Source organism: Auraticoccus monumenti (assembly GCF_900101785.1).
GTDB classification, from domain to species: Bacteria; Actinomycetota; Actinomycetes; order Propionibacteriales; family Propionibacteriaceae; genus Auraticoccus; species Auraticoccus monumenti.
In genome coordinates this window covers 1,153,110-1,164,531 of record NZ_LT629688.1, presented here as the reverse complement: position 1 = coordinate 1,164,531, position 11,422 = coordinate 1,153,110, and the positions used below count along the sequence as shown (strand labels likewise).

Here is an 11,422-nt window from a genome sequence, read left to right as displayed (position 1 = left end):
GAGTGGCTGACTTCAAGAAGGGCGACCGGGTGTCCTGGGGCACCTCGCAGGGCCGCACCCAGGGCGAGGTCGTGGAGCAGAAGAAGAAGGAGTTCACCTTCGAGGGGCAGAAGTTCAACGCCAGCGAGGACGAGCCGTACTACGTCGTGGAGTCGGAGAAGACCGGCGCCAGGGCGGCCCACAAGGGCAGCTCGCTGAACAAGCTCAAGGACTGAGCCGGGGCGGCCAGGATGGGCCCGTGGTCGCATGGTCGGCTTGGGACCGGCGGCGTAGCCTCGGGGGCATGAGCCTGTCCCGCCGCTGGATCCCCGCCCTGGTCGCCCCTCTCGTCGTGGCCGCCGGTGTGGTCACCGTGCCGTTGGTCGCCGACGCCGACCCCGGTCTGCCCGAGCGCAGCGCCGCCGAGGTGCTGGAGCTCGTGGCCACCTCGCAGGAGTCCACCTTCTCCGGCACGGTCGAGCAGACCTCCGAGCTGGGCCTGCCCGACCTGGGCGCCCTCGGCGGGGGCGGTGGTGAGGGCGGTGTGCTGGAGCTGCTCACCTCCTCCCACGAGGCCCGGGTCTACGTCGACGGCCCCGAGCGCAGCCGGCTGCAGGTGCTGGACCAGATGAGCCAGCGTGACGTGGTCCGCAACGGCGACGAGGTCTGGCTCTACGACTCCGACGAGAAGACCGCCCTGAACACCACGCTGCCCGAGCACGAGGGCGGCGAGCGCGACGCCCCCGCGGGCACCCCGGCCGAGCTGGTGCAGGCGCTGCTCGAGGGCGCCGAGCCCACCACCGAGGTGAGCGTGACCGACACCGCCAGCGTGGCCGGTCGCGGGGTCTACCAGCTGCGGCTGGACCCGCGGGCCGGGGAGACCCTGGTCGACTTCGTCACCGTGGCCGTGGACGCCGAGACCGGGATGCCGCTGGCCGTCCAGGTGCACGCCGTCGGCCAGCAGGCGCCGGCCTTCAGCATCGCCTTCACCGACCTGGACCTCGACACCCCCGACGCCTCCCTGTTCAGCTTCACCCCGCCGCCCGGTACCGAGGTCACCAAGAAGGACCTGCCCGAGCACGACGGCCACGAGTCCGACGGCCACGACGGTGCCCGCCCCGAGGCCGGCCCGGAGGGCGATGACGCCCCGGTGGTCAGCGGCGAGGGCTGGGCCACCGTGGTCGAGGTCGAGACCGGTGGGCTGCCCGAGAGCGAGGGCACCGCGATGCTGGAGCAGCTGACGGTGCCGGTCGAGGGTGGCCGCGCGCTGCAGACGTCCCTGGTGTCGGTGCTGCTCACCGACGACGGCCGGGTCCTGGCCGGAGCGGTCGGCGTGGACCAGCTGGTCGCGGCCGCCCGGTGACCGCGGGCTCGGTCGCCGCTCCCGCCGCCCCGAGCGTCCCCGACGGCGCGGGCGAGGAGTCCCTGGCCATCGAGACCCGCGGGCTGAGCAAGACCTTCGGCGCCCAGCGTGCTGTGGACGACGTCGACCTCCGGGTCCCGCGCGGGTCGGTCTTCGGCTTCCTCGGCCCCAACGGCTCGGGCAAGACCACCACCATCCGGGTGCTGCTGGGGCTGGCCTCGGCCAGCAGCGGCCAGGCCTGGGTGCTGGGCCAACCGGTGCCGCGCAGCTGGGCGCAGGTGCTGCCCCGGGTGGGCGCCCTGGTCGAGGGGCCGGGTTTCTACCCGTTCCTCTCCGGCCGGGACAACCTGCGCCGGCTCGACGCCGCCGACCCCACCGCGTCCCCACGGACCCGGCGCGCCCGCGTCGACGACGCCCTGGACCGGGTCGGGCTGACCCACGCCTCGTCCAAGAAGGTGCACGCCTACTCCCTGGGCATGAAGCAGCGGCTCGGGCTGGCCAACGCCCTGCTCACGCCGCGCGAGCTGCTGGTGCTGGACGAGCCCACCAACGGCCTGGACCCGCAGGGCACCCGCGAGGTGCGCCACCTCGTCCGCTCGCTGACCGCCGACGGCACCACCGTCTTCGTCTCCAGCCACCTGCTCAGCGAGATCGAGCAGATGTGCGACCACGTCGCGGTGATGAGCGTCGGACGCCTGGTCGCCCAGGGTTCGATGGCCGAGCTGCAGGCCCAGGGCGCGCGCCGGCTGCGGCTGCGCACCCCCGACCCGACCGAGGCCACGGCCACCCTGACCCGGCTCGGGCTCTCGGTGGACCGCGAGGGCGACCTGCTGGCCGACCTCGACGACGAGCACCGGGTGGAGGACGTCGTCGCCGCCCTGGTGGCCGCCGGCGTCCGGGTCCGCGGGGTCAGCGTGGAGGGCGAGACGCTCGAGGACCGCTTCGTCGCACTGACCGGGGAGGGTTTCGATGTCGCCGGCTGACCCCCAGCCTCCTGCTGCCGTCGAGCGGGACCAGCTCGACCCGACCGACCGCGCCCGCCAGGCCGACCGTGCGGGCGCCTCCTCCGGCCGTCCCGCTCCGACCGGACGCTCCCGTGGTTCCAGCTGGTCGCTGCTGTGGTCCGAGCTCGCGGTGCTGTTCGCCCGTCGCCGGACCAAGGCGATGCTGGCCGCGCTGGCCGTGATCCCGATCCTGGTCGCCGTGGCGGTCCGGATCGAGGACCCGGGCAACGACGGTCCGCCGTTCCTGGGCAGCATCACCAACAACGGGCTGTTCGTCTCGCTGACCGCGATGACGGTGTGCATCCCGCTGTTCCTGCCGCTGACCGTCGGGGTGGTGGCCGGGGACACCATCGCCGGCGAGGCCAGCCTCGGCACGCTCCGCTACCTGCTGGTGGCCCCGGCCGGCCGGCTCCGGCTGCTGCTGGTCAAGATGGCCGGCGCGGTCGCGTTCTGCCTGGCCGCCGGTCTGACCATCGCCCTCACCGGGGCGCTGATCGGGGCCGCCCTCTTCCCGATCGGCCCGGTCGCCCTGCTCTCCGGCGACACGGTCGGGTTCGGCGGGTACGCCATCCGGATGGGTCTGCTGATCACCTACGCTGCGGTCTCGATGCTGGGGCTGAGCGCCATCGGGCTGTTCATCTCCACCCTGACCAACGTCCCGGTCGGGGCCATGGCCGCCACCGTGGTGCTGGCCGGCGCCGCCCAGGTGCTGGGCCAGCTGCCCCAGCTCGAGGTGATCCACCCGTTCCTGTTCAGCGCCCACTGGTTCGGTTTCGCCGACCTGCTCCGCAGCCCGCTCGAGCTCAGCTCGCTGGGTGAGAACGCGCTGCTGCAGCTGGGCTACGTCGCCGTCTTCGGCAGCCTGGCCTACGGCCGCTTCTCCACCAAGGACGTCCTGAGCTGAGCCCCGCCGCTCCCCGGTGCTCGACGCCGGGCGGCAGCGGGCGCAGGATGGGCCCATGGAGGCGGTGCAGCGGTTGCGGGCGCTGTGCCTGGCCCTGCCCGAGGTGACGGAGCGGCTGAGCCACGGCGAGCCCACGTGGTTCGTGCGCGACAAGTCGGTGTTCGTGATGCTGTCCAACCACCACCACGACGACCGGCTGGCCTTCTGGTGCGCGTGCACCGCCGACGAGCGCGACGTCCTCGTCGCCGACGACCCGGTCCGCTTCTTCCGCCCGCCCTACGTCGGGCACCGGGGCTGGCTGGGCGTCTTCCTCGACGTCGAGGTGGACTGGGACCAGGTGGCGGACCTGGTCACCGACGCCTACCGGTTGATCGCCCCGACCCGCCTGGTGGCCCGGCTCGACGCGACGCGCTGACACCCCGGCGTCCGCTGCGACGGGCCACAGAAGCACGAACCTGCTTATACGAGCAGGCTGGCTCCGCATGAGCGCCATCGTGCTCCCATGAGCACGTCGCCGTTCCCGCACGACCGTCCTGGCCGCTGACGCCGACGACAGCCGGCCCCACGCTGCTCACTCCCAGCGGCGCGACGCGGCGGCGAACTCCTGGGGGTCGCTGTGCACGGGGATGACGCAGACCAGCTGACCGCCGGGCACCTGCAGGACCCGGCACCCCGCCCACTCCCGCAGCTCGACCGCGCCGAGCCCGACCAGCCGGGCGGTCTCGGCGTCCACGTCGTCGGTCTCGAGGTCGAGGTGGTAGCGGGGCGCGTCCGCCACGCCCTGGATGGCGGTCACCAGCCCGGGGACGGCGTCGGGGAGCGAGGTGAACTGGGGCTCGCCCGGCACCGGCTCGGCCGGTACGCCCAGCGCGGCGGACCAGAACCCGGCCGCCGCCCCCACCTCCTCCTCGCGCACGTCGATCAGCAGGGTGGACAGTCGGCTCCGGTGCACGGGTGCTCCTCGGTCAGTCGGCCTTGCGCAGCAGCTCCAGGGTGGCACGCTCGATGGCGTGACGGCGCTCGACCTCGTCGGCGTAGTCCGCGGCCAGGACCGCCTCGGGCAGCGTGGCGCCGTTCTCGAACAGGCTGACCAGGCGCGGGTCGACGTAGGAGCTGCGGGCCACCGTCGGGGTGTTCCCCAGCGCCTCCGAGACCGCCGTCATGGCCTGCTTCACCGCCCGGGAGCGGGCCGCCTTGGTGCCGCCGCCCTCCTTGTTCAGGGCCAGCATCTCCGCCGCGATCACGGTGCCGGCCCAGGTGCGCAGGTCCTTGGCGGTGACGTCCAGGCCGCTCTGCTCGCGCAGGTAGCGGTTGACGTCGCTGGAGTCCAGCGCCGACAGCACCGCCGCGGCCCGGTACTCCAGCAGCCGCGGCCCGCCACTGCGACGCCGGCGCATCCGGTTCAGGGCGTCCACCACCGGGGGGTCGTCGATGGTGACGCTGTGCTCGACGCCGGACTTGCCGGTGAAGCTGATCACCAGCGCGTCCCCCTTGGCCCGGACGTGGCGGCGCTCCAGGGTGGTCAGTCCGAAGGTGCCGTTCTGGTCGGCGTAGACGTCGTTGCCCACCCGGAACGCCCCCGAGTCCAGCAGCTTCACCGCCACCGCAGCGGCGTGCTCGCGGGAGGAGTCCGCGGCCTCGATGTGCTCCAGCACGGCGCGGCGCAGCTCCGGCAGGGCCACCGCGATCTCCACCACCCGCTCGTACTTGGCGACGTTGCGGCGGTGCACCCACTCGGGGTGGTACAGGTACTGGGTCCGCCCGGCGGCGTCCACCCCGGTGGCCTGCAGGTGGCCGTTCGCGTGGGGGCAGATCCACACGTCCTGCCAGGCCGGCGGGATGGCCAGGTGCTGGACGCGCTCCCGCTCCTCCCCGCGCAGCGGACGTCCGTCGGTGTCCAGGAAGGACCAGTGCTTCCCGGCACGACGACGGGTGTAACCCGGCGACCGGTTGGTCACCCGCCGGAGCCTCACCACCGTCCTCCTCCGTCGCTCGCCGTCCACCTGCCACCCGGGCCCCGCTGGCCACCGTCTCCTCGCACGACACCGCAGTACCCGGATCCACCTAGGATCCTCGCGTGACGTACCCGACTGACCCCACCGGCACCACCCCGCCGCCTCAGCCGCGGCCGCAGGGCTGGGCACCGGTCGGACCGGGCCACCCGGCCGCGCCGTACGCACCGGCGCCGCCCACCGGGGCGCTGTCGTGGTGGCTGGGCATGCTGCTGCTGACGCTGGTCCCGGTGATCAGCAACGGCGCCGCCGCGGTCGGCGCCGCCGTCCAGCACCGGACGTTCACGGACCCCCGCGACGCCCTGGCCCGCGAGGTCTCACGCCGGGCCGCCAACTTCCACCTCAGCCTCACCCTGTACACCGTGCTGCTGATCGGGACCCACATCCTGCTGCTGGTCCTGCTGAGCGGCACCGAGGCGGCGCAGGGCTTCTTCCCGCTGGGCATCGCGATCGGCCTGGTGCCGGTGCTCGGCCTCTACGGCCTGGTCCTCTCGGTGGTGTCGGCCGTGCGGGCCTCCCGCGGGCTGCTGACCCCGGCCGTCGGCGCCATCCCCTTCTTCCGACGCTGACATCGCCTCGGCGCGGCGGCGGGCGGCAGGTCGTCCGGCGCCGCACCCGCTGACCCCGAGAGGTCAGGGTCCCGGTGACGGCAGCTGGTCGCGCAGCCGCTTCGGCGCCTGCAGCCGGTAGGAGTCGGTGAGCAGCTCGGCGAGCTCCTCCCAGTCGGTGGCCTCGTCGAGCAGCAGGCCGACCACGTTGCTGCCCCAGCCGGTGCGGAAGTAGGGCTCCCCGAGGTGCTCGAAACCCATCACCTCCTCCGGCTCGGCGCGGAACACGATGCGGAACCGCTGGTCCTCACCGCCGAAGACGTGGGCCACCGTCGCCTGCCCGACGCGCCACCGGGTGCCCACCCAGGCGCCCTCCTGCTCGCACTCGGGGAAGGCGGCCATGATCGCGGTCAGACGGCGCAGCACCGCGGCAGGCACCGGGGGTCGTTCGGGCACGTCACCATGCTGGCACGGGGCTCTGACACCCCGGCGACCCGTCGGACCGAGCCCCTCCCGACGTCCGCGCCGGCGCCGTGGACGACGGAACCGGCCGGCCCCGGGGGCCGACCGGTCCGGTCGTGGTCACGTCCCGCGGTGCACGGGATCAGTTGCGCAGCGAGGACCTCGAGGAGGTGGCGGCCGCCGCGTCGGCCCGCTCCGAGGCGCCCTGCTGGGAGGCCTCCGGCACCGAGGTGGCCGACAGCACCAGCATCGAGTGTCCGAGGACCTCCAGGCTCTCCCCGGCCGCCCTGGTGTCGGCGGCCGCGTCGATCCGGCGGACCGCGCTGTAGCCCGAGGCGGTGTCGAGGCGCACCGTCCAGTCGTCGCCGTAGTCCGGACCGGGCAGGGTGAAGGTGACCGGCTCGGTGTGGGCGTTGAACATCAGCACGAACCGCTCGTCGACCACCCGCTCGCCGCGGGCGTCGCGCTCGGGGATCGCGTCGCCGTTGAGGAAGACCATCAGCGTCCGGGCGAAGCCGGAGCTCCAGTCCGCGTCGGTCATCTCCGCCGCGTCGGGCTGGAACCACTCGATCTCACCGAGGGTCGAGCTCCCGCCGTGGGAGGGGTCCCCGGCCAGGAAGCCGCGGCGTCGGAAGATCGGGTGCTCGCGCCGCAGCCGGATCGCGGCCCGGGTGAACTCCACCAGGTCCTCGTTGGCCTCCGACAGCTCCCAGTCGACCCAGGCCAGCTCGTTGTCCTGGGCGTAGACGTTGTTGTTGCCCTGCTGGGTGCGCCCCAGCTCGTCGCCGTGGGCCAGCATCGGGACGCCCTGGCTCAGCAGCAGCGTGGTGATGAAGTTGCGCTGGCGACGCAGCCGCAGCTCCTCCACCGCCGGGTCCTCGCTCGGGCCCTCCGCACCGGAGTTCCAGGAGCGGTTGTGGCTCTCGCCGTCGTTGCCGTCCTCGCCGTTGGCGTCGTTGTGCTTCTCGTTGTAGGAGACGAGGTCGCGCAGCGTGAAGCCGTCGTGGGCGGTGATGAAGTTGATCGAGGCCGTCGGGCGCCGGTCGGAGTGGTTGTACAGGTCCGCCGAGCCGGTCAGCCGGGAGGCGAACTCGCCCAGGGTGGCCGGCTCACCGCGCCAGAAGTCGCGGACGGTGTCGCGGTACTTGCCGTTCCACTCCGTCCACAGCGGCGGGAAGTTCCCCACCTGGTAGCCGCCGTCGCCGAGGTCCCAGGGCTCGGCGATCAGCTTCACCTGGGAGACCACCGGGTCCTGCTGGATGATGTCGAAGAACGCCGACAGCTTGTCGACCTCGTGGAACTGGCGCGCCAGCGTCGCGGCGAGGTCGAAGCGGAAGCCGTCGACGTGCATCTCCAGCACCCAGTAGCGCAGCGAGTCCATGATCAGCTGCAGCACGTGCGGGCTGCGCATCAGCAGGCTGTTGCCGGTGCCGGTGGTGTCGTAGTACTTGGACTTGTCGTCGGCCAGCCGGTAGTAGGAGGCGTTGTCGATGCCGCGGAAGGCGATTGTCGGGCCCAGGTGGTTGCCCTCGGCGGTGTGGTTGTAGACCACGTCGAGGATGACCTCGATGCCCGCCTCGTGCAGGGCCTTGACCATCGTCTTGAACTCGGTGGCCTGCTGGCCGCGGGTGCCGGTGGCGGCGTAGTCGTTGTGCGGGGCCATGAAGCCGATGGTGTTGTAGCCCCAGTAGTTCGACAGACCCTTGTCCACCAGGTGGGTGTCGTTGACGAACTGGTGCACCGGCATCAGCTCGATGGCGGTCACGCCGAGGTTGCGGAGGTGCTCGGTGATCGCCGGGTGCCCCAGGGCGGAGTACGTGCCGCGGATCTCCTCGGGCACGTCCGGGTGGGTCATGGTGAGGCCCTTGACGTGCGCCTCGTAGATGACCGACTCGTGGTACTCGTGGGCCGGCGGACGGTCGAAGCCCCAGTCGAAGAAGGGGTTGATGACGACCGACAGCATGGTGTGGCCCAGCGAGTCGTCCTCGTTGAAGGCCTCGTGGTCGTCGAAGCGGTAGGAGAACAGGGACTCGTCCCCGTCGATCTGACCGTCGATCGCCTTGGCGTAGGGGTCCAGCAGCAGCTTCGCGGGGTTGCAGCGGTGGCCGTTGCCGGCGTCGTGGGGGCCGTGCACGCGGTAGCCGTAGCGCTGCCCCGGCTGCACCATCGGCAGGTAGCAGTGCCAGACGAAGCCGTCGACCTCGGTGACCTCGATGCGGGTCTCGGCGCCCTCGTCGTCGATCAGGCACAGCTCGACGCGCTCCGCGACCTCGGAGAAGAGGGCGAAGTTCACCCCCGAGCCGTCGAACGTCGCGCCGAGGGGGTAGGGCTTCCCGATCCAGATCTCCATGCGTTCCTCTCGTCACGGGCGATGGGGCCCACAGGGCCCGGAGAGGCGACCCTACTGTGCGCGGGCACCAGCCAGGTGACGACGAGGGGGCTGCGACCCCGGGGACGCCGACAGCGAAGGCGCGACGTCGAGGTGCACCGGCTCGCGCCGCCCGGCACGTGCGGCAGCGGAGGGGGGAAGGGGGTGGTGGGCCGCGGACCCCTGTCGGTGGCAGTCCGCGGCCCGTTGGTCACCCGCCGCCATTCCCCCGAAATCTGGCGGCGACCAACACAGGAAACTGTCTCACCTCGGACACGGACCGCTGGGGTGAGTCGGGGGTGAAAGCGGGGTGAACACGGGACTAGCATGTCGCCATGGCCCGCCCAACGGGGAGGAGCGGCGCCGATCACGGCGGCGAGGAGGCCGCGGCCGGCGCCCGATGGGACCTGCCGCCGTACACCGTCCTTCGCGAGCGGCTCCTGCAGCGCCTGGACGACTCACTGACCGCGGCGCTGACGGTCGTGAAGGGTCCCTCCGGCTCGGGCAAGAGCGTGCTGCTGAGGAGCTGGCTCGCCACCCGCCCCGACGTCGCCGCGCGCTGCCACTGGGTGGGGCTCACCGCCGGTTCGGCGGCCCAGCAGATCCGCGACCTGCTCGCCCACTGCGCCGACGGGGTGCCCGAGGGCACCGTGGTGGTGGTCGACGAGATGCAGCTGCTCCCCGACGCGGTGCTGGCCGAGGAGATGCGGCAGCTGGTCCAGCACGTCCTGGGCGACCCGGGGCTGCACCTGGTGCTGGCCTCACGCACCATCCTGCCGGTCTCCCTCGGACTGCTGAGCGCCCACGGCCGGATCGAGCTGGTGGACGACCTCGACCTCGCCTTCCGGGAGGAGGAGGTCCGTGAGCTGGTGACCCTGCTGAACGTCCCGTCCAGCGAGGACGAGGTGACCCGGGGGCTGCAGTTCTCAGGCGGTTGGGCCGGCGCGCTGCGCATCATGGCCGAGCACTGGCACCGCCGGCCCCCGCACGCCGTCATCGCGCTGCTGCACAGCTACGTCGACTCCGAGGTGCTGGACCACCTGCCGCCGGAGGACCGCCGGCTGCTCCGCGACGCCTCGGTGCTGCCGGTGCTGACCGCCGTCTCCGCCGCCACCGTCACCGACCGCCGCGACGCCCTGGGCCGGCTGGCCCACCTGCACGAGCGGGGCGTGCCGATGCAGTGGCTGGGGAGTGACCGGGTCGCGCTCAACCCGGTGCTGCGGCAGCGGCTCCAGCACGGGCTGCGGCTGGGCGACGAGAGGGCCGCGCAGGTGCTCAACCGCAGGGCCGCCCGGTGGCTGCGCCGGGAGGGGGACGTGCTGGGGGCGGTCCGGCTGCTGCTGGCGGGCGGGGACCACGACCTCGCCGTCGACGTGCTCTCCGAGGAGTTCGTCCACCTCGTGCCCCGGTACGCCGGCGAGGTGCTGACCCTGCTCGACGACCTCCCCCAGGGCGCGGACTGGCGGACCACGCTGATGCGCGGGGCGGCCTGGATCTACAGCGGGGAGTCGGTCGACGCGACCGCCGTGCTGGCCAGCGTCGAGGCCCAGCTCGCGGCCTCGACCACCGTGCTGAGCCCGGCCGGTCAGAGCGCGCTGGCGGCGTTCCGGCTGCTCGTGTGGCGCTCCGTCGGCTACCGCTCCTCCCCCGACCTCACCCTGGCCCGGCACCCGGCCCCGGAGCAGCACGGCGCCACCGACGGCCCCCGCCACGTCCGCGCGGTGGTCTGCGGGCTGCGGGCGGAGTACGGCTTCTGGCTGCTGCACCACGGCCGCTACCGCGAGGCGGAGGTGGTGCTGACCGAGGCCGTCACGCTGGCCCGGCTGGCAGAGCTGTGGTGGCTCGCCGTGGAGTGCCTCGGCGCCTCGAGCGTGGCCTGCGCGATGAACGGGCACAACGAGCGGTCACGTCACCTGGTGACCGAGGCCGAGCACCTGGCGGCGACCAGGGACGTCGTGGAGTCGGTGCTGGCCCTGGCGCGGATCGGCGCGGCCCTGACCCTGGTCGACGACCTGGACCTCGAGGCCGTGCGCGCCCTCCTGACCCGCCACTTCCCCGGTGGGCGGACCCGCGCGGCCGACGGCGCCCTGGTCACCTGGCTCGAGTCGACCCTGCTCGTGCTGGAGGGCCGGGAGACCGCCGGGCTGGAGCGCGCACTGACCTTCCGTCGCGACACCCCGCACCTGACCGGCGCGCAGCAGGCCCTGGTGAGCATGGCGGTGTTCCGCGGGTTGCTCGAGCTGGGCCGGCTGGACGAGGCCGCCCGGGAGGTCGACCGGCTCGACGCGGTCGCCCCACCCGGGCAGCGCCAGCTGGTCGACCTCTGCCGGGGCCGGCTGCTGGTCAAACGGGGCCGACCGGCGGAGGCGGTGCAGCTGCTGTCCCCGTACCTGGAGCTCCCCGGGACCCCGGCGCGGGACCAGATCGGGCTGCTCTCCACGCTCGTGGTCGCTGCCGAGCAGGCGGAGGAGCCTGCTGTCGCGGCCCGGGCGCACTCCCAGCTGGACGTGGTCAGCGACCGGTCCGGGGTGGGCCGGTCCGGGTCGCGGCAGAGCCTGCTGATGGCGCGGCTGCGCTACCGGGGCGCCCAGCTCTCCCCCACCGAGCTGCGGGTGCTGCGCCACCTGGACTCCGAGCTGACCCTGTCCCAGCTGGCCGACGACCTGTTCATCTCCGGCAACACGGTCAAGACGCACCTGCGCAACATCTACCGCAAGCTGCAGGTGTCGGGTCGTCAGCAGGCGGTCGAGCAAGCCCGGCTGCTCAACCTGGTCTGAGGTGG

General features: G+C 73.0%; 11 protein-coding genes. 7 read left to right on the top strand and 4 right to left on the bottom strand.

Features of this window, described 5'->3' with window-relative positions:
- Window positions 1-2: 2 nt before the first annotated feature.
- The 5 genes from BLT52_RS05380 to BLT52_RS05360 all read left to right on the top strand — a co-directional run bounded on the left by BLT52_RS05380 (window position 3) and on the right by BLT52_RS05360 (window position 3,665).
- On the top strand, window positions 3-215 hold the full coding sequence (locus BLT52_RS05380) for a hypervirulence associated TUDOR domain-containing protein (RefSeq protein ID WP_090591351.1): 213 nt from the start codon (window positions 3-5) through the stop codon (window positions 213-215).
- Between the two features lie 68 nt (window positions 216-283).
- Entirely contained in the window at window positions 284-1,342 is a 1,059-nt protein-coding gene (locus BLT52_RS05375) for a LolA family protein (RefSeq protein WP_090591350.1), read from the top strand.
- Window positions 1,339-2,325, top strand: a complete 987-nt coding sequence (locus tag BLT52_RS05370; RefSeq protein WP_231946511.1) for an ABC transporter ATP-binding protein — start codon at window positions 1,339-1,341, stop codon at window positions 2,323-2,325. Before BLT52_RS05375 ends, BLT52_RS05370 begins: the two co-directional genes overlap by 4 nt.
- Window positions 2,312-3,250 (top strand): ABC transporter permease, encoded by a 939-nt coding sequence (locus BLT52_RS05365; protein ID WP_090591347.1) that lies wholly within the window; start codon window positions 2,312-2,314, stop codon window positions 3,248-3,250. The genes BLT52_RS05370 and BLT52_RS05365 overlap by 14 nt, the downstream gene beginning before the upstream one ends.
- A gap of 55 nt (window positions 3,251-3,305) precedes the next feature.
- A complete protein-coding gene (locus BLT52_RS05360) occupies window positions 3,306-3,665 on the top strand; it encodes an MmcQ/YjbR family DNA-binding protein (RefSeq protein WP_090591346.1) in 360 nt (119 codons plus the stop codon).
- A gap of 156 nt (window positions 3,666-3,821) precedes the next feature.
- Here BLT52_RS05360 and BLT52_RS05355 read toward each other — a convergent pair whose 3' ends face one another.
- Both BLT52_RS05355 and BLT52_RS05350 read right to left on the bottom strand, forming a co-directional pair.
- Window positions 3,822-4,202 (bottom strand): VOC family protein, encoded by a 381-nt coding sequence (locus BLT52_RS05355; protein WP_090591343.1) that lies wholly within the window; start codon window positions 4,200-4,202, stop codon window positions 3,822-3,824.
- A gap of 13 nt (window positions 4,203-4,215) precedes the next feature.
- Window positions 4,216-5,208 carry a DNA topoisomerase IB gene (locus BLT52_RS05350; protein ID WP_231946510.1) on the bottom strand — a complete coding sequence of 331 codons (993 nt, stop codon included), beginning with the start codon at window positions 5,206-5,208 and terminating at the stop codon, window positions 4,216-4,218.
- Between the two features lie 119 nt (window positions 5,209-5,327).
- On the opposite strand from BLT52_RS05350, the gene BLT52_RS05345 reads away from it, so the two are divergent.
- Window positions 5,328-5,831 carry a DUF4870 domain-containing protein gene (locus BLT52_RS05345; protein WP_090591340.1) on the top strand — a complete coding sequence of 168 codons (504 nt, stop codon included), beginning with the start codon at window positions 5,328-5,330 and terminating at the stop codon, window positions 5,829-5,831.
- 63 nt (window positions 5,832-5,894) lie between these two features.
- Here the strand turns inward: BLT52_RS05345 and BLT52_RS05340 are convergent, their stop codons facing one another.
- Window positions 5,895-6,266, bottom strand: a complete 372-nt coding sequence (locus BLT52_RS05340; protein ID WP_197679201.1) for an MmcQ/YjbR family DNA-binding protein — start codon at window positions 6,264-6,266, stop codon at window positions 5,895-5,897.
- Window positions 6,267-6,414: 148 nt separating this feature from the next.
- On the bottom strand, window positions 6,415-8,622 hold the full coding sequence (glgX, locus tag BLT52_RS05335) for a glycogen debranching protein GlgX (protein WP_090591338.1): 2,208 nt from the start codon (window positions 8,620-8,622) through the stop codon (window positions 6,415-6,417).
- Between the two features lie 353 nt (window positions 8,623-8,975).
- Here glgX and BLT52_RS05330 point away from each other — a divergent pair, with 353 nt between their 5' ends.
- Window positions 8,976-11,417 carry a LuxR C-terminal-related transcriptional regulator gene (locus BLT52_RS05330; protein ID WP_090591335.1) on the top strand — a complete coding sequence of 814 codons (2,442 nt, stop codon included), beginning with the start codon at window positions 8,976-8,978 and terminating at the stop codon, window positions 11,415-11,417.
- Window positions 11,418-11,422 lie beyond the last annotated feature (5 nt).